Source organism: Streptomyces sp. NPDC025806, assembly GCF_055558275.1.
The window spans coordinates 78,335-95,727 of the sequence record NZ_JBVHMU010000018.1; the positions used below are offsets into that span (position 1 = coordinate 78,335).

Below are 17,393 nucleotides of genomic sequence, written 5' to 3' on the forward strand. Positions count from 1 at the left end.
GCCCGCACCCGGTTCAGCCCGCCGCCCCCGCCGGGCGCACCGCGTCGGGGCCGTACTTGCGGCGGGCCCGGTCGACGACGGCCTCGATGCGGCGGGCCCGCTCGTCGACGGGGTCGAACAGGAGCTGGCGCGGGGCCTGTTCGGCCGGGATCAGGTCCTCCGCGCGCAGGGCGAGGGAGCGGACCCGGGCCCGCTGCAGTGCGAGCCGGTCGTGCAGCTCGCGGGCCAGCGCGGTCAGCGGCGGGGTGTGGGACGTGGCCTCGCGCAGGGTGCGGCTGCGGGTGATCGTCGTGTACCCGGTGCGGTCGGCGTAGCGGACGGTGAGGGCGAGGGAGCGGGTGGCCTGCCGCTCGGCGCGCAGCCGCAGGCCGAGCCGGTCGGTGAGGGCGAGCAGGGCGGCGCGCCGCACGTCCGCGTCCAGCTCGTCCTGCGGGAAGCGATGTTCGACGCGCAGGGAGCGGGCCGGGGCCGCGGGGACCACCCGGGTCGGGTCCAGACCGTGCGCCGCGTCGTGCAGCCGCCGCCCCGCACCGGCGCCGAGGATCCGCTGGAGGGTGCCGAGCGGCGCGGCGGCGATCTTTCCGACGCTGTCCAGGCCGTACGAGGACAGGGTGCGGGCGGTCGCGGGGCCGACCCCGTGCAGGGCGGCGGCGGGCTTGTGCGCGAGGAAGGCGGCGACGGCGTCCACGTCGTCGGGCAGCGCGCGCACCGCGGAGGGCGGCCCGTCGGCGGCGACCATGCGGGCCAGCATGGGGTTCGCGGCGACACCGACGGTCGAGCGCAGCCCGTAGAGGCCGCCGGTGCGGGCGCGGACGCGTTCGGCGAGGGCGAGGGCGTCGGTGCCGAAGTAGCGCAGGCTGCCGGAGACGTCGGCGAGCGCGGCGTCCGGCGGCAGGGCCTGCACCTGCGGGGTGAACTCGGCGAGGAGGTCGAGCAGCCGGTGGTAGAGCGGCTCGTCCGTCAGCTCGTGGAAGTGGATGTACAGGACGTGCATCCCGTTCTCGGTCGCCCCGTTCTCGGTCGCCCCGTTCCCGGTCTCGGTCATCCCGCGCTCCCCGGGCTCTGGTGCCACAGCTTGCGGCTCTGCTTGACGGATTCACCGGGCGGCTGGAGGTCCGCCCACGGGTGCAGGTCGTAACCGGTCTCCAGGTGGATGGTGCGGCCGGTCCCGGAATCACCGTCGCCCGTCGGCAGCCCGCGTTCGGTGAGCCGCTCGGTGACCGCGGACAGGCCGCCGGTGCGGCGCAGTTCGGCCAGTTCGGTCAGGTCCCAGGCGGCGGACCCGGTGACCGAGAGGGCCTTGCCGCTGCCGCCGCCGCGGCGCTGCACCACGCCGCGCACGAGCAGCAGCCAGGAGTGGAAGACGGTGTGCGCGCTGGCGTCGTGGCTGTCCTCGAAGAACGCGCAGTCGACCAGGCCCGTCGTGTCGTCGAGCGTGGCGAAGATGACGCGTTTGCCGGAGCGGACCGGCGGGGTCTGCACGGCGCCCTTGGCGCCGGCGACGAGCACGACCTGTCCGTGCGGCAGGTCCCGCAGCCGCTGCGCGGACACCACACCGAGCTCGTCGAGCAACTCCCGCTGGTCGCCGAGGAGATGCCGGGAGGTGTCCATGCCGAGCACGCCGAGCTCGGCGCCGAGCCGTTCGGCGTCGTCGAGGTCGGGCAGATGGGCGGGGGCGACCGTGTCGGGGGTGTCACCGGTCTCGCCCAGCGCCAACTGGCCGCTGCCCGACCGGAGTCGGGAGCGGTGCAGTTCGGCGATGTGCAGCATCAGGTCGCGCCGGTTGCGCCCGAAGGCGTCGAGCGCGCCGACCTGGGCGAGCCGTTCGGCGACGGGGCGGGAGGGGTGGGCCCGGGAGAGGAAGTCCTGGAGGGAGACGTAGGGGCGGCCCTCGACGATCCGCGCGGCCTCGCCCTCGCTCATGCCGCGCACATCGCCGAGCGCGAGCCGGAGCCCGTACTCCGGAACCCCTCGCTCAGACACCAGTTCGATTCGATAGGCCGCATCCGACGCGTTGACGTCCAGCGGAAGCAGCGGCACCCCCCGCCGCCGCGCGTCCGCGAGCAGCAGCCGCTTCGGGTACATGCCGGGATCGTGCATGAGCAGTCCCGCGTAGAAGGCGGCGGGCCGGTGCGCCTTGAGCCAGGCCGACTGGTACGAGGGCACGGCGAACGCGACGGCGTGCGCCTTGCAGAACCCGTACGCGCCGAACGCCTCGATGATCTCCCAGGTCCGCTCGACGACCTCCTCCGCGTAGCCGCGCCCGCGCGCCCGCTCGGCGAACCAGGCCTTCACCCGGCCGACCTGGTCGGGATTCGACAGGGCCCGCCGCGTGTAGTCACCGAAGGCGAGACCGCAGCCGGTCATCACGTCCAGGATGCGGATGATCTGCTCGTGGAAGACGACCACCCCGTACGTGTCCTCCAGCACGGGCTTCAGGTCCTCGTGCGGGTACCGGGGCGCCTGCCGGCCGTGCCGCGCCTTGATGAACGGGTCGACCATGTTCGCCGCGACCGGGCCGGGGCGGAACAGCGAGATGTCCACGACGAGGTCGTGGAAGGTCTCGGGCTGCAGCCGCGCGATGAGGTCCCGCTGACCGGGCGACTCGGTCTGGAAGCAGCCGAGCGTCTGGGAGCTCTTGATGAGCGCGTACGTCTTCGGGTCGCCCGGCGGCACCTGCGCGGGGTCGTCGAGGTCGATGCGCCGCCCGGTGGTCCGTTCGATCTCGGCGACGGCGTGCGCCATCGCGGACTGCATGCGCACCCCGAGCACGTCGAGCTTGAGCAGCCCGAGGTCCTCCACGTCCTCCTTGTCGAACTGGGACATGGGGAAGCCCTCGGTGCTGGTCGGCACGACGGGGGTGCGGCGCAGCAGCGCGGTGTCGGAGAGCAGCACCCCGCACGGATGCATGGCGATGCCGCGCGGCAGGCCGTCGAGCGCCTCGACCAGGTCCCACAGCCGCGGCCCGTACGCCTGCGGGTCGATGCCGCGCAGTTCCGGCAGCTCCTGGAGGGCGGCGCGGGCGTCGCGGGCACGGATGTGCGGGAAGGACTTGGCGAGCCGGTCGACCTCGCCCGGGTTCAGGCCGAGGGCGAGGCCCACGTCGCGCACGGCGTGCCGCACCCGGTAGGTCTCGGGCATGGAGACGGTGGCCACCCGCTCGGGGCCGAAGCGCTCCAGGATCGCGCGGTAGACCTCGAGGCGGCGGGCGGACTCCACGTCGATGTCGATGTCGGGCAGCTCGGTGCGCCGCTCGGACAGGAACCGCTCCATGAGCAGCCCGTGTTCGACCGGGTCGGCGGTGGCGATGCCGAGCAGGTGGCTGACCAGGGATCCGGCGCCGGAGCCGCGGGCGGCCACCCGGATGCCGAGGTCCCGGGTGTCGGCGACCACCTGGGCGACGGTGAGGAAGTAGGCGGCGTAGCCGAGCCGTTCGATCAGGCCGAGCTCCTCCTCCAGACGGTCCCAGTACTTCCGCCGCCGGTCGTAGCCGCGGGCGAGCATCGCGGCGGCGCAGCGCGAGCGCAGCACCCGCTCGGGGGTGCGCCGGGCGGCGCCGACGAGGTTCGGTTCGGGGAAGTGGACGCGGCCGAGGCCCAGGTCGTCCTCGGGGTCGACGCGGCAGGCGACGGCGGTCTGCTCGGTGACGTCGAGGAGGCGGCGGGCGGTGTTCGCGCGGTAGCCGGCGGCCTCGGCGACGCGCAGGGCGAGGTCCGCCATGTCGTCTCCGGGCTTGAGCCAGCGCTCGCCGCCGTCGAGCCCGGCGCGCGGGTCGATCGGGACGAGCCGGCGCGCCGAGTCGAGGACGTCGGCGACCTCGCCCTGTCCGGGGTCGGCGTAGCGCACGGCGTTGGTCAGGACCGGCAGGATCTTCTGTTCGACGGCGAAGCCGAGGGCGCGGGCGGCGAGCCGCAGCGAGCCGGGTCCGGTGCCGCCGCGTCCGTGGTGGACCGCCTCGATGCGCAGGGCCGCGTCCCCGTACCGCTCCCGCCAGGGGGCGAGCAGCCGGGCCGCGCGGTCGGGGCGTCCGGCGGCCAGGGCGCGGCCGACGTCGGAGTCGGGGCCGAGCAGCACGGTGATGTGGTCGCCGACGGTGGTGTCCCAGGGCAGCAGGGGGCGGGCGCCGTCGGGGAGGTCCCGGTGGGCGGCGGTGACGAGGTCGCACAGGGCGGCCCAGCCGGCCGCGCCGTCACGGGCGAGGAACACGGCGCGCTGGGCCGACTCGTCGACGAAGGCGCCGCCGCGGACCGGGGTGCGCCGACGCTCGGTGCGGCCCGCGGCCTCCTGCGGTGCGGCGACCGCGAGGTCGACGCCGAACAGGGGGCGGATGCCGGCCCGGCTCGCCGCCTTGGCGAAGCGGACGGCGCCGCCGAGGGTGTCCCGGTCGGTCAGCGCGAGCGCGTCCATCTCCCGCTCGGCGGCCCGCTCGGCGAGCGCGTCGGGGTGCGAGGCGCCGTACCGCAGGGAGAACCCCGAGGCGGTGTGGAGATGCGTGAAGCCCCGCATCCGAACCACCTCGCTACCCTGCCCCCTCCTGCCTGACCTGCCACGCTCGCCCCATCGGGCCCGCTCTCCTCACCATAGACCATGTTCGAATATCTGTGCGAATACCTGTGTGCCCCCGCTCCTCCAGGCACCCGTTCGGCCCTCCCCGACTGCACGCGGGCGGGGCCCGCCGGACCGTGGGGACATGAAGTTCGCCGACGAGTTCAAGGCCGCCGTCACCCCACGAGCCGCGCTGCTCGTCATCGGGGTGCTCGCCCTGCAGCTCCTGTTCATCACCTCCTACGTGGGAGCGCTGCACAGCCCCAAGCCGAAGGACGTGCCGTTCGGCGTCGTGGCCCCCGTGCCGGCCGTCGCCCAGCAGGCCGAGCAGCGGCTCGACCAGCTGCCCGGGTCGCCGCTCGATCCACGGGTGGTCGCCGACCGGGAGACGGCGCGGCAGCAGATCATGGACCGGAAGATCGACGGCGCCCTGATCATCGACCCCCGGGGCACCACCGACACCCTGCTCGTCGCGTCCGGGGGCGGCGCGTCCCTCTCGAACGTCCTGCAGGTCCTGACCGTCCGGATCGAGGCCGCCGAGCAGCGCACCGTGCGGACGATCGACGTGGCCCCCGCCTCGTCCGAGGACTTCAACGGGCTGTCGTCGTTCTACCTCGTCATCGGCTGGTGCGTCGGCGGCTACCTGTGCGCCTCGATCATGTCGATCAGCGCCGGGGCGCTGCGCGCGAGCCCGCAGCGCGCGGGCATCCGGATCGGGGCCATGGCGCTCGTCTCGATCGTCGGCGGCATCGGCGGCGCGCTCATCGTCGGCGACACGATCCTGGGCGCGCTGCCGGGCTCCTTCTGGGGGCTCACCGGGCTCGGCGCCCTGGTCACCTTCGCGGTCGGCGCGATCACCCTGGCCCTCCAGGAACTGACCGGCGTCGTCGGCATCGGCCTCGCCGTGCTGCTCGTCGTCGTGGCCGGCAACCCGAGCGCGGGCGGCGCCTACCCGCTGCCGCTGCTGCCCCCGTTCTGGAAGGCGATCGGCCCGTGGCTGCCACCGGGCGCCGGCACCTGGGCGGCCCGCTCGATCGCCTACTTCGAGGGCAACGCCCTGACGAAGTCCCTCCTGGTCCTCTCCGCCTGGGCGGTCCTGGGCGTCGTGGTCACCCTGCTGGTGGCGGCCCTGCGCGAGCGCAAGCACCCCGCGCGGGCCTGAGGAACCGACAGATGGGGCACCCCGCGGCGCGGGGTGCCCCATCTTCGTACGGACGCGCCCTGCGGACTCAGCCGATCTGCGTGCCCGTGGCGGAGAGCGCCTCGGTCACCGGCTGGAAGAACGTCTCGCCGCCCGACGTGCAGTCGCCGCTGCCGCCGGAGGTGAGGCCGATCGCCTTGTCGCCGGAGAACAGCGAGCCGCCGCTGTCACCGGGCTCGGCGCACACGTCGGTCTGGATCAGACCGTTGACGATGTCGCCGTTGCCGTAGTTCACGGTGGCGTCGAGGCCGGTCACCGAGCCGTCGTGGACCTGGGTGGTGGAACCGGAGCGGGTGACCTTCATGCCGACGGTCGCGTCGGCGGCCCCGGTGATCTGCTGCGCGGAACCGTTGTAGAGGTTCACCTCACTGGGGTGCGGCACGTCCGCGGTGTACTTCACGAGCCCGAAGTCGTTGTCCGGGAAGCTGGACTGCGCGTTCGTACCGATCTCCTGGCCGCTGGAGTCCGACCAGGTGGAGATCGCCTCGGTGCAGTGGCCCGCGGTGATGAAGTACGGCTCACCGCCCTTGACCACGTTGAACCCGAGGGAACAGCGGCCGCCGCCCCCGGTGATGGCGTCGCCGCCCGCGACGAAGGGCTTGAACTCGCCCTGGGTGCGCTTGAGTTCGGCCTTGCCGCCGAGCCCGTCGACGACCTTGCTCAGCTTGCCCCAGGCGGCACCCTCGACCGTGCGGTCGGCGGTGACGACGACCTTGTTGGTGGCCGGGTCGGTGGCCCAGGAGGTGCCCGGGATGGTCGCGTCGTTCTTCAGGGTGGTGCGGGCGCTCTTCAGCGCGGCGAGCGAGTTCTGCACGATTCTGGCCTTGGCGCCGACCGCCTCGACGGTCTTGGCGGCGTCCTCGCTCAGCACGTTCATCACGAGCTGCTTGCTGCGGGCGTCGTAGTAGCTGCCCGCCGAGTCGGCGCCCAGATCCTTCGTCAGGGCCGAGGCGAGGTCCCCGGCCTTGGCGACGGAGAGCGTACGGGGCGTCTGGACCGGGGTGTCGGTGCTGGCGTTCGCGGTCTGGAAGGTGATGCCCGCGGCGGCCAGGGCGAGTATTCCGCCTCCGGCGATCGCGGCACGCCGCTTGGACATGCGTCGGTGCTTCAACTCTCGTCCTCCTGTGGGGGGTCGGGAACCGGCCCGATGTGGGGGTGGACCGGCTCCGTGAGGCTGACGCGCCCCACTATTCCCACGGACCCCACTCGCACACAACCCCGATTTCAAGACCCACCAAGAAGCCCCACCAGGCACACGACAAACCACACGAGAAGCCCCGAAAGGGGCGCGCGGAACTGCGCGAGAACCCCCACCGGGCGCGCGGGGAACCGCACGAGAAGCCCGGTCAGGGGCGCGGGGAACTGCGCGAGAAGCCCCACCGGACGCGCGGCCGCACACGACCGATCCCTCAACGGCGAGTGGGCAGACACAGGAAGCCCCGTCAGGGGCGCGAGGAACTGCGCGAGAAGCCCCACCGGGCGCGCGGCCGCACACGACCGACCCCCCGACGGCGGGCAGGCGGACACAAGAAGCCCCCGCCCGGCGAACGCCGGACGGGGGCTTCCCTCTCACTGGCTGCTGCTCCGCACAAGACGCACCTGAACCGGAGTCAGGTCAGTACACGTGCACCCCGTACGCGCTGAGCGCCTCGGTGACCGGCTGGAAGAAGGTCGTACCACCGGAGGAGCAGTTCCCGCTGCCACCGGAGGTGAGCCCGTACGCCTTGGTGCCACCGTAGAGCGGACCGCCGGAGTCACCGGGCTCGGCGCAGACCGTGGTCTGGATGAGGCCGGAGACGATGTCGCCGCCGCCGTAGTTCACGGTGGCGTTGAGGGCGGTGACCTGGCCGCTGTGCGTGCCGGTGGTGGAGCCGCGCCGGTAGACCGTGGTGCCCACGGACGGCGTGGCGGCGCTCGTGATGTCCTGGCTGCCGACGGTGCCGGACTTGGCCACGGAGCTGTTCGTGTAGCGCACGATGCCGTAGTCGTTGCCCGGGAAGCTGGACCCGGCGGTGGAACCGAGGGTCGTCGAGTGCGACGAGTTCGACCACCAGGTGCCCGCGCCGTCGGTGCAGTGACCGGCGGTCAGGAAGTAGTAGTTGCCGCTGCTGTCCTGGACGTTGAAGCCGAGCGAGCACCGCCAGCTGCTCGCGTAGATGGCGTCGCCGCCGGAGATCAGCTTCTTGAAGGTGCCCGGTGTGCGCTCGATCTTGAGCGCGCCCGCGTTGGCGCCGGCCTCCTGACGGATCTTGTTGATCTCCGCCTGCGAGACCGTGCTGTCGACGGTCACGACGACCTGCTTGGTCTTCGCGTCGACAGCCCACGCGGTACCGGCGACATCGGCGCCCCGCACCGCGTCGGTGGTCTGCGCGAGTTCGGCGGCCGTGAAGGTCTGCGGGGTCTCGGCGGCGTGCGCGCTGGGTACGGCGAACGCCGCAGCGGCCAGCAGCCCGGTACCCGCGGCGATCAGCCGGGTCCGTCTCGCCGTACCGCTGAGGGGGGTGGTGCGCTTGATCCTCACTGGTCGTTCCTCCCGTAGGGAAGTCGGGGGGCCCGCGTGGGGTCGGGGCCCGGTGAGGCGCAGTCGAGGCCCCCGCCGCGGTCCGGATTCCGAACACGACGTGACCCTGACAAGCGCTGATCGGGAGTATTCGGGTTCTCAACTACCCGGCACAAGGGTGCCTTTCGGCCTTCCACCGGATCTCCGCAAGCACGACGGCATGCCCCGACGGCTTCACGCCGCCGGGGCCCGGCTCGGCCTGTCAGACGGCGACGGGGGCGGTCAGGTTCCGTTCACCCGCGTCGACGGCCACCGGCAGGGTGTTGCCCGGCGGCGGGAAGGGGCAGACGAAGTGGTCGGCGAAGGCGCAGTTGGGCAGCACCGCGCGGTTCAGGTCGACGGTCGTGCGGCCTTCGGGGCCGGGCGCGTCCGCGTACAGGAAGCGGAAGCGGTACGTGCTCTTCCCGCTGGTGGCGTCGGCGAAGACGGCCCAGAGCCGGCCGTCGGGCAGCCCCGTCACGCGCAGGGTGTGGCGGCTGCCGTCGAGCGTGAAGGACAGTTCCCCGGCGAGCCCGAGCCCGCGCTCCACACCGTCCGCGTTCCCGACGCGGATCTCACGGGTCTCCTCGTACGGTGTGAACTGTGCGGGGAGGGTCCAGCGCGGGTCGTGGGGCGCGGTGTCGATCCCGGTGAAGGCGGTGCGGGTGGGGGCCGCGGGGTCGAAGTCCCGTACCGCCCACAGGCCTTCACGGACGATGACGACGAGCCGGCGCTCGCCGAGCGGCACGGTGGTGTCCGCGGCCAGTCTGAGCTCGCCCGTCGTCGCGTATCCCTCGTCCGGGCCCGCGGTGAGGACGACGGCGTCGCCGTCGGCGCGCCACCGCCCGGGGATGGCCGGAAGTTGCCCTTCCGGATGGTCGGCGAGCCAGTGGGTGCCGGCGAGGGCGAGCGGGCCGTGCGGGGCCGAGACGGCGGCGGTCCGCTCCTCGTGCCACTGCTTCCAGAGATCGGCGGCGTCGGTCATGCGGTGGGGATCCTTTCGTGGCGCGGGGCCGGGACGGGCAGCCCGAGGTGGGAGCGCAGCGTCGTGCCGGTGTATTCCGTGCGGAAGACACCGCGTTCCTGGAGGAGGGGGACGACCTGGTCGACGAAGTCGTCGAGGCCGCCCGGGGTGAGGTGCGGGACGAGGATGAAGCCGTCGGCGGCCCCGGCCTGCACGAAGGCGTCGATCTCGGCGGCGACCGCGGCCGGGGTGCCGATGAAGGACTGGCGGCGCGTGGTCTCGATGACGGTCTGCCGGATGGACAGGCCCTTGTCGCGGGAGAGCGCCCGCCACTTCTCGGCCAGTTCGAACACGTCGCCGCGGTGGGTGCGCCCCTGGGACAGGCCGCTGTCGGGCACCGGGTCGATGTCGGGCAGCGGTCCGTCCGGGTCGTACGCGGAGAGGTCGACGCCCCAGACCTGTTCGAGGGTGAGGAGCGCGTTCTGCGGGGAGACCTGCTGCCGGCGGATCCCGGCGGCCTTCTCCTGGGCCTCCTCCGCGGTGTCGCCGAGCACGAAGGTGACACCCGGCATGATCTTGAGGTCGTCCGGGGCGCGTCCGTACCGGGCGAGGCGGCCCTTCACGTCGGCGGAGAAGGCGCGGCCCGCCTCCAGCGTCCCGTGGCGCGTGAAGATGACGTCGGCGGCGGACGCGGCGAACTCGCGGCCCTCGTCGGAGTCACCGGCCTGGATCACGACCGGGTGCCCCTGCGGCGGGCGCGCCGGACCGACGTCGCCCTCGACCGTGAAGTGCTGTCCCGCGTGGCGGAACGGGCGCTCGCTGCCCGCGTCCCACACCTGCCGGGCCACGTCCACGAACTCGGCGGCCCGGGTGTACCGGTCCGCGCGGTCGAGGAAGCCGCCGCGCCGGAAGTTCTCCCCGGTGAAGGCGTCGGAGGAGGTCACCACGTTCCACGCGGCGCGGCCCCCGCTGAGGTGGTCCAGGGTGGCGAAGCGGCGTGCGGTCTCGTACGGCTCGTTGAAGGTGGCGTTGACCGTGGCGGCGAGCCCGAGCCGGTCCGTGACGGCCGCGAGGGCGTTCAGGACGGTGATCGACTCGGGGCGGCCGACGACGTCGAGGTCGTGGATGCGCCCCTTGTGCTCGCGCAGCCGCAGCCCCTCCGCGAGGAAGAAGAAGTCGAACAGGCCGCGTTCGGCGGTGCGGGCCAGATGCTCGAAGGACGCGAAGTCGATCTGGGAGCGCGACCGGGGGTCGGCCCAGACGGTGGTGTTGTTGACGCCCGGGAAGTGCGCGGCGAGGTGCACCTGCCGGGGCCTCGTGGATGTCGTGGGTGTCGTGGTCATCGCCGCTCCCCCGCGGTGGCGTACTGGTTGACGGGCCGGGCGAGCCCCAGGTGTTCGCGCAGGGTGCTGCCCGGATAGAAGGTGCGGAACAGGCCTCGGTGCTGGAGCAGCGCCACGGTCCCGTTGACGAGGCGTTCCAGGTCGCGGCGCGGGTCGAGCGGCGTGAGGTGGAAGCCGTCGGCGGCGCCGCCCCGGTGCCAGTCGGCGATCAGGTCGGCGAGGTCGACGGGCCCGCCGCGGTACAGCGGGCCGTCCTCGGTGGGCAGCGGGCCGCCGCCGTGGCCGGGCCGCGCGGCGCGCTCCCCCGCGCCGAGGTCGATGCGCAGCGCGGCGAGGACCCGCAGGGTGTCGGGGTCGCGTCCGAGTTCGGCGGCGCGGCGGCGCAGCGCGGCCCGCGCGGCGGCGATCCGGTCCGGTTCGGCCTCGGCGACGAGGGCGACGTCGGCGTGCCGGGCCGCGGCCTCGGCGGCGTGGGGCGAACCGGCGTCGACGACGACCACGGGGTGGCCCTGCGGCGGGCGCGGCACGATGGACGGGCCGCGCACGGAGAAGGTCGGTCCCTCGTGGTCGACGTGGTGGAGCTTGTCGCGGTCGACGAAGCGGCCGGTGGCGACGTCCCGGATCTCGGCGTCGTCCTCCCAGCTGTCCCACAGCTTGCGGGCCGCGTCGACGACGTCGTCGGCCTCCGCCCACAGGGCGGCGGGCGGGGCCGGGTCCCGGCGGCCGAAGAGCCGGGACTCGGCGGCGCCGGTGGAGACGTCGGGCCGCCAGCCGGCCCGGCCGCGGCTCACCCAGTCGAGGGTGGCGACCGCGGCCTGTACGTGGAACGGCTCGGTGTGCGTGGTGGTGACGGTCGGCACGAGTCCGATCCGGGTGGTGCGGGGTGCGAGCCGGGACAGGACGGCGAGGCCGTCGGGGCCCGGTGCGGCGAACGAGTCGTGCAGCGTCACGAAGTCGAGCGCGCCGTGCTCGGCGAGCCGGACCGCACGCTCGTACGGCTCGGCCTCGTAGGTGTCCGGGAGGTCGACGGCCGCGGCGAGGTGCAGCGACCGGCGTCCGGTGGGACGGGTGGTCATGGGTGGCGGACCTCTCTGGGAGAACCGGTGGCGGGGGCGGTCACGGCTTGGGCAGGCCCGGCGGGTTGATCTCGGACTTCGGCACGGCCTCGCTCGACAGGCCCCAGCGCTTGAGCACGCGCCCGTAGGAGCCGTCCTCGATCACGTGGTTCAGCGCGGCGGCGTAGGCGTCGACGAGGCCGCTGCCCTTCTTCGTGGTGGCGGCGATCTTGCCCTGGACGAGGTCGCCGCCGCCGGAGATGGTGCCGATGATCTGCGACTGGCCCGCGGAGGCGACGTGGTAGGCGGAGGCGGGGCTCGGGCCGAGGTAGGCGTCGATGCGGCCGGACTGGAGCGCCAGGTAGTAGTCGGTGTCCTTCTGGAAGTACTTGATGGTGACGGGCTTGCGGCCGGCCTTCTCGTTCTGCTTGCTCCAGTCGATGAGGATCTTCTCCTGGTTGGTCCCGGAGGAGACGGCGATGGTCTTCCCGGCCACGTCCTTCGGCCCCTTGACCCGCCAGCTCGTGCCCTTCTTGGCCTCGAAGGCGATGTTGTCGAGCCGGTAGGTGGCGAAGTCGTACTTCTCCTTGCGCTCCTCGGTGACCGTGACGTTGGAGAAGACGGCGTCGAACTTTCCGCTGTCGAGGCCGACGAAGAGGTTCTCCCAACTGACCAGCTCCGGCTGGAGCTTGAGACCGAGCGTGTCGGCGACGAGGGTGGCGAGGTCGATCTCGGAGCCGATCCGGGTCTTGTCGTCGGTGGCGAAGAAGCCGAGCGGTGGCGAGGCGTCGGCGCTGCCGCCGAGCCGGAGCGTCCCGCGCCCCCGCACGGACTCGGGGACCAGTGCGGCGATGGCGTCGACCTTCTTGCCGCGGATGCGGTTCTGGTCGGGTCCGATGTTGATGTTCCCGACCTTCTTGGTGCCGGCGGCGCCCGCTCCGCCCGTCCGGGCGGCGGCGTCGCTGTCACCTCCGCAGGCGGCGAGCAGAGGCGCCGCGGCGAGGGCGGCGAAGGAGGCGACGAGGGCACGGCGGTTCAGCACGGAAGTTCTCCTCAACGGTGAAACGAGCCAAAGGGAAAGGGAGTTCAGGGAAATAGGGTTCAGAGAAGGGGGGTTCAGAGGACCTTCGAGAGGAAGGCCTTGGTGCGGTCCTCGCGCGGCGCGTCCAGCACATCGACGGGGGCGCCCTGTTCGACGATGCGGCCCTCGTCCATGAAGACGACGGTGTCCGCGACCTCGCGGGCGAAGCCGATCTCGTGGGTGACGACGATCATCGTGGTGCCCTGGTGGGCCAGGTCCTTGATGACGTCGAGGACCTCGCCGACGAGCTCGGGGTCGAGCGCGGAGGTCGGCTCGTCGAACAGGAGCAGCTTGGGCTCCAGGGCCAGCGCGCGGGCGATGGCGACGCGCTGCTGCTGGCCGCCGGAGAGCTGGCGCGGGTAGGCGTCCGCCTTGTCGCCGAGCCCGACCCGGTCGAGCAGCCGGCGGGCCGTCTCGACGGCTTGGGCGCGGGGCCGCTTGAGGGCGGAGACGGGCGCCTCGATGACGTTCTCCAGGACGGTCAGGTGCGGGAACAGGTTGAAGTTCTGGAAGACGAAACCGATGTGGGTGCGCTGCTTGAGGACCTCGCGCTCGCGCAGCTCGTACAGCTTGTCGCCGGACCTGCGGTAGCCGACGAGGGCGCCGTCGACGCTGATCCAGCCGCTGTCGACCTTCTCCAGGTGGTTGATGGTGCGCAGCAGCGTCGACTTGCCGGAGCCGGACGGGCCGAGGACGACGGTGACCTCGCCGGTGCGGACCTGGAGGTCGATGCCGCGCAGCACCTCCAGGGGGCCGAAGCTCTTGTGCACGGCCTTGATGTCGACCATGGGGGCGGCTTCAGGGGTCGCGGTGGGGGCGCTCATCGGGTCGTGCCTTTCGCGTAGTGACGTTCGACGTAGTGCTGGAGTACGGAGAGCGCGCTGGTCAGGAGGATGTACCAGGCGGTGGCGACCATGAGCAGGGGGACGACGCGGCCGTTGCGGCCGTAGATGACCTGCACCTGGTAGAAGAGTTCGCCGATCGCCATGACGGAGACGATCGAGGTGCCCTTGAAGAGGGAGATGACCTCGTTGGCGGCGTTCGGCAGGATCGAGCGCATGGCCTGCGGCAGCACGATGCGGCGGATCTGGCGCAGCCGCGGGATGCCGAGCGCCGCCGCGGCCTCCAGCTGTCCGCCGTCGACGGCGAGCACGCCGCCGCGCACGATCTCGGCGGCGTACGCGGCCTGGTGCAGGGCGAGGCCGAGGACGGCGGCGCTCATCGCGCCGACCAGGCCCATGGTGTCGAAGGAGAAGAAGCCGGGCCCGAAGGGGATGCCGAACTGCAACTCCTTGTAGAGGTAGGCCAGGTTGAACCAGAAGAGCAGCTGCACGATGAGCGGGATCGAGCGGAACGCCCAGATGTAGCCGAACGCCACGGTCCGCAGAAAGCGGCTGCGGGACAGGCGCATGAAGGCGAGCACGATGCCGAGCGCGAAGCCGAGGGCCGTGCCGTAGAAGGTGAGCTGGAGCGTCGTCCAGACGGCCTTGAGGACGACGTCGGCGGTGAAGAACTCGCCGAACACCTCCCATTCCCAGCCGGGGTTGGTGACGAGCCCGTGCACGAACTGGGCGAGCAGCACGGCGGTCACGGCGATGGCGGCCCAGCGCCAGGGGTGGCGCACGGGCACGACCTTCAGACGGCCCGGGTCGTCGTCGGCGGCGGGCGCCGCGACGGCCTTCACCTCCTGGTCGGCGGAGGTCTTGAGGGGTGGATCGCTGGTCAGAGACATGGGGGTCCTAAGGGAGGGGGCGGGGGTCCTACGGGGATCAGGCCGCGGCGGCGCGACAGTCCAGGTCGCGCAGGAGGTCGAGCACGGCCCGCGCGGTGGCGTCGTTCTGCCGGAACGAGGGGCTGTTGGTGCGCGGCCGGGTGAAGGCGCCGGCGCCGCGCGCGTTCGTGTGCGGGCCGAGCGCGAAGCGGCGCGGGTGGGCGCTGCCGTCGCGGTGCAGGATCCGGCCGTCGGCAGGGTCGACGGCGAGCAGCCCGGTGGGTGTGGCGGCGGCGCCCTCGGCGTGCAGCTCGCGCAGCAGGCGGTCCCGGGTGCGGGCGAGGGTGGGCTGCGGGAGGCGGGCCTCGACGAGGGCGCGGGCCTCGACGACGGCTCCGGGGACGGTGTCGCCGGTGGCCCGGAAGACGCCGTCCTCGGCGCTCACCCGCACGCCGGCGCCGAGGAAGCGAACGACGCCCGCGCGGGACAGGGCGAGCAGTTGGCGCAGGCGCGGTCCGGGCGGCCCGGAGGCCAGGTAGCTGAAGAAGCCGTGCCACCAGGGGCCGAGGTCGCCGAGCCGGACGAGCTGCCCGTACACGGAGAGCAGGCCGAGGAAGACGGCGAGGTCCTGGTCGTGCGCGGGGTCGTGCCGGCGTTCCAGGTCGGCGGTGATGTAGCCGCGCAGGGCCTCCTGGAGCTCCTCGGGCGAGCGGTGGCGGATGCCGTCGAGGGGGTGGTCGAGGGCGGTGAGGTCGAGCCGGTCGGCGGGGTCGGGGACGGAGGCGGCGACGAGGGCCTGGAGTTCGGCGCCGAGCGGGTCGGCGGCGGCGTACTTCTCCTCGAAGTCGGTCCAGGCGACGGCGGTGCGCTCGGGGTGCGCGGTGAACAGGCGGTGGTAGTGCGCGAAGCCGAGCTCCTTGTCGATGAGCGGCCACACGTCGCGCCGGAAGTCGAACCCGCCGTCCCTGGCGAGGAGTTCGTCGATCTGCGCGGTCCCGAGGAAGCGGGGCAGCGGCGGCCGTTCGCCGAGGGTGTCGTCCCAGTCGTAGCCGATCTTGGAGTGGTAGGGCACGCCGCGCCGGGAGCCGACGTGCAGCACGGGCTCGCGGCCCGAGGGGAGGTAGCGGTCCCCTTCGAAGCGCCCGCCGCGCCCCTCGGTGAGCAGCACCATCAGGTCGACGAAGGCGAGCCCGAAGCCGCGCACGATGACGTCCTGGCCGGGCGCGAGGGCGCTCAGGTCGGAGTCGGCGGTGAAGTCCGGCGGCAGGTGGACGAGCCCGTGGCGTGCCGCGTACGCGCTCAACCCGCGCTGCTCCTCGTCGAGTTCGGCGTCGAGGTGGCCCTGGGTGAGGACGACGGCGTCGGCGAGCAGGGGGCGCGGCCGGTCCTCCAGCCACACCTGTTGGCGGCCGTGGCGGGTGCCGGCGAGGCGCAGGGCGCGCCGCGCGTGGTGGTGGACGACGACGCCTTCGGGCAGGGCGGCGACGGCCTTCTCGTACACCCAGCGCAGATAGCCGCCCTGGCGCCGGCGGTCGGGGAAGGCGCGGCCGTCGAGTCCGGCCCAGGCGTGCAGGGCGGGGCCGGGCAGCACGGGCCCGTCGAGCTCCACGGTGTCGTCGGTGAACATGGTGACGTCCTGGGCCTGCGAGTTCATCCAGAGCAGCGGGGACTGGTCCTCGCGCCAGATGCGTCCGCCGCCCGGCGGGTACGGGTCGACGAGGTGGATGTCGAGGTGCCAGGGACCGTCCTCGTCACGGGCGTTGGCGGCGATCCGCTCCAGGACACCGGTCCCCCGCGGCCCGGCGCCGACGACGACGAGCGAGCGGCGCGGCGGCCGCGCGGCGCTCATCGGCCGGCTCCGCGCGCGTAGTGCCGCTCGACGTAGTGCTGGCCGACGCTGAGCAGGGAGGTGACGACGACGTACCAGAGCGTGGCGACCAGGAGCAGCGGGATGACCTGGTAGGTGCGGTGGTAGACCAGCTGCACGGAGTACAGCAGGTCCTGCACGGCGATGACGCTGACGATGGAGGTGCCCTTGAGGGTGCCGATCAGCATGTTCCCGGCGGGCGGGACGATGGAGCGCATCGCCTGCGGCAGCACGATGCGGCGCCAGCGCCGGGAGCGGCTGAGCCCGAGCGCCTGGGCGGCCTCGATCTGGCCGCGGTCGACGGAGAGGATGCCGCCGCGCACCACTTCGGCGGCGTACGCGGCCTCGTGCAGGGTCAGTCCGACGACGGCGACGGTGACCGGGCCGAACAGGTCGACGGTCCTGATGCCGAGGATGTGCGGGTACAGGGCGCCGATGTTGAACCAGAACAGCAGCTGGACCAGGATCGGCATGGAGCGGAACAGCCACACGTAGCCCCAACTGACCGCGCGCAGCACGGGGTTGGCGGACAGGCGCAGGACGGCGAGCAGGGTGCCGAGGGCGAAGCCGAGGACCATCACGAGGGCGGTGAGCCACAGGGTGAGGCCGAGGCCGCGCAGTACGGCCGTGGTGGTGAAGTAGTCGGCGACGACGTCCCATTGGAAGGCCTCGTTGCGCAGCACCGAGTTCACGGCGAGGCCGAGCAGGGTGAGCACGAGGGCGGCGGCGAGCCACTGGCCGGTGCGGCGCCGCGCGACGATACGGGGCGGTGCGGCGCCGGAAGCGGCCCGGCGGGGCGGTGTCTTGGTGAGGGTCTGTGAGGACATGGCAGGCTCCGATGGCCGGAACTCCGGCACGGTCTTGCCTTCACGTCTGCGGTCTTGCCGGCACCGAGCCCCTCAGCAGCGGTACCGCACCGAGAGTACGGGGCTGTTCACCGCTCCTGTCAAGGGTGTCCACACTGTGAGCCGTACGTCTCAGGCGAGTTGACGCGGAAACGGATGCCTGTTCCACTTGGCCCATGCATCCGCAGCAGTGGCTGGTCACGCGCTCCCACATCGACTTCGGTCGAGTGTGGTCCGCGTCT

At 72.9% G+C, this 17,393-nt stretch carries 13 protein-coding genes; 1 reads left to right on the forward strand and 12 read right to left on the reverse strand.

The genetic code is table 11. The features are described 5' to 3' along the window. Positions 1 to 13: 13 nt before the first annotated feature. Entirely contained in the window at positions 14 to 1,045 is a 1,032-nt protein-coding gene (locus ACZ4E1_RS32345) for a DNA polymerase Y family protein (protein WP_467546217.1), read from the reverse strand. After that, the gene (locus ACZ4E1_RS32350) at positions 1,042 to 4,506 is read right to left on the reverse strand and encodes a DNA polymerase III subunit alpha (RefSeq protein WP_467546219.1); all 3,465 of its coding nucleotides are present in this window, start codon (positions 4,504 to 4,506) and stop codon (positions 1,042 to 1,044) included. Before ACZ4E1_RS32350 ends, ACZ4E1_RS32345 begins: the two co-directional genes overlap by 4 nt. Before the next feature lie 184 nt (positions 4,507 to 4,690). On the opposite strand from ACZ4E1_RS32350, the gene ACZ4E1_RS32355 reads away from it, so the two are divergent. After that, on the forward strand, positions 4,691 to 5,707 hold the full coding sequence (locus ACZ4E1_RS32355; protein WP_467546221.1) for a DUF3533 domain-containing protein: 1,017 nt from the start codon (positions 4,691 to 4,693) through the stop codon (positions 5,705 to 5,707). 67 nt (positions 5,708 to 5,774) lie between these two features. Here the strand turns inward: ACZ4E1_RS32355 and ACZ4E1_RS32360 are convergent, their stop codons facing one another. From ACZ4E1_RS32360 to ACZ4E1_RS32405, 10 genes are all read right to left on the reverse strand, one after another. Then, complete coding sequence (locus tag ACZ4E1_RS32360; protein WP_467546222.1) at positions 5,775 to 6,857, reverse strand: S1 family peptidase; 1,083 nt, start codon at positions 6,855 to 6,857, stop codon at positions 5,775 to 5,777. Positions 6,858 to 7,361: 504 nt separating this feature from the next. Next, positions 7,362 to 8,267, reverse strand: coding sequence for a S1 family peptidase (locus ACZ4E1_RS32365; protein ID WP_467546224.1), 906 nt, complete (start codon positions 8,265 to 8,267; stop codon positions 7,362 to 7,364). Positions 8,268 to 8,508: 241 nt separating this feature from the next. Next, complete coding sequence (locus ACZ4E1_RS32370; protein WP_467546226.1) at positions 8,509 to 9,270, reverse strand: DUF1684 domain-containing protein; 762 nt, start codon at positions 9,268 to 9,270, stop codon at positions 8,509 to 8,511. After that, positions 9,267 to 10,592, reverse strand: a complete 1,326-nt coding sequence (locus ACZ4E1_RS32375; protein WP_467546228.1) for an LLM class flavin-dependent oxidoreductase — start codon at positions 10,590 to 10,592, stop codon at positions 9,267 to 9,269. Before ACZ4E1_RS32375 ends, ACZ4E1_RS32370 begins: the two co-directional genes overlap by 4 nt. After that, the gene (locus ACZ4E1_RS32380; RefSeq protein WP_467546230.1) at positions 10,589 to 11,668 is read right to left on the reverse strand and encodes an LLM class flavin-dependent oxidoreductase; all 1,080 of its coding nucleotides are present in this window, start codon (positions 11,666 to 11,668) and stop codon (positions 10,589 to 10,591) included. Before ACZ4E1_RS32380 ends, ACZ4E1_RS32375 begins: the two co-directional genes overlap by 4 nt. Positions 11,669 to 11,708: 40 nt before the next feature. After that, positions 11,709 to 12,689, reverse strand: coding sequence for an ABC transporter substrate-binding protein (locus ACZ4E1_RS32385; protein WP_467546232.1), 981 nt, complete (start codon positions 12,687 to 12,689; stop codon positions 11,709 to 11,711). Between the two features lie 74 nt (positions 12,690 to 12,763). Then, complete coding sequence (locus tag ACZ4E1_RS32390) at positions 12,764 to 13,552, reverse strand: amino acid ABC transporter ATP-binding protein (RefSeq protein WP_467546234.1); 789 nt, start codon at positions 13,550 to 13,552, stop codon at positions 12,764 to 12,766. Beyond that, positions 13,549 to 14,460, reverse strand: a complete 912-nt coding sequence (locus ACZ4E1_RS32395) for an amino acid ABC transporter permease (RefSeq protein WP_467546236.1) — start codon at positions 14,458 to 14,460, stop codon at positions 13,549 to 13,551. The genes ACZ4E1_RS32390 and ACZ4E1_RS32395 overlap by 4 nt, the downstream gene beginning before the upstream one ends. Before the next feature lie 37 nt (positions 14,461 to 14,497). Continuing rightward, entirely contained in the window at positions 14,498 to 16,288 is a 1,791-nt protein-coding gene (locus tag ACZ4E1_RS32400) for an FAD/NAD(P)-binding protein (RefSeq protein ID WP_467546237.1), read from the reverse strand. Then, positions 16,285 to 17,133 carry an amino acid ABC transporter permease gene (locus ACZ4E1_RS32405; protein WP_467546239.1) on the reverse strand — a complete coding sequence of 283 codons (849 nt, stop codon included), beginning with the start codon at positions 17,131 to 17,133 and terminating at the stop codon, positions 16,285 to 16,287. Before ACZ4E1_RS32405 ends, ACZ4E1_RS32400 begins: the two co-directional genes overlap by 4 nt. Between the last annotated feature and the right edge of the window lie 260 nt (positions 17,134 to 17,393).

Excerpts from the sequence above, each read along its gene's own strand:
- ACZ4E1_RS32380 (WP_467546230.1), bottom strand. The coding sequence starts at position 11,668 with ATGACCACCCGTCCCACCGGACGCCGGTCGCTGCACCTCGCCGCGGCC.
- ACZ4E1_RS32355 (WP_467546221.1), top strand. The coding sequence starts at position 4,691 with ATGAAGTTCGCCGACGAGTTCAAGGCCGCCGTCACCCCACGAGCCGCG.
- ACZ4E1_RS32390 (WP_467546234.1), bottom strand. The coding sequence starts at position 13,552 with ATGAGCGCCCCCACCGCGACCCCTGAAGCCGCCCCCATGGTCGACATC.
- ACZ4E1_RS32345 (WP_467546217.1), bottom strand. The coding sequence starts at position 1,045 with ATGACCGAGACCGGGAACGGGGCGACCGAGAACGGGGCGACCGAGAAC.
- ACZ4E1_RS32375 (WP_467546228.1), bottom strand. The coding sequence starts at position 10,592 with ATGACCACGACACCCACGACATCCACGAGGCCCCGGCAGGTGCACCTC.
- ACZ4E1_RS32395 (WP_467546236.1), bottom strand. The coding sequence starts at position 14,460 with ATGTCTCTGACCAGCGATCCACCCCTCAAGACCTCCGCCGACCAGGAG.
- ACZ4E1_RS32400 (WP_467546237.1), bottom strand. The coding sequence starts at position 16,288 with ATGAGCGCCGCGCGGCCGCCGCGCCGCTCGCTCGTCGTCGTCGGCGCC.
- ACZ4E1_RS32405 (WP_467546239.1), bottom strand. The coding sequence starts at position 17,133 with ATGTCCTCACAGACCCTCACCAAGACACCGCCCCGCCGGGCCGCTTCC.
- ACZ4E1_RS32370 (WP_467546226.1), bottom strand. The coding sequence starts at position 9,270 with ATGACCGACGCCGCCGATCTCTGGAAGCAGTGGCACGAGGAGCGGACC.
- ACZ4E1_RS32350 (WP_467546219.1), bottom strand. The coding sequence starts at position 4,506 with ATGCGGGGCTTCACGCATCTCCACACCGCCTCGGGGTTCTCCCTGCGG.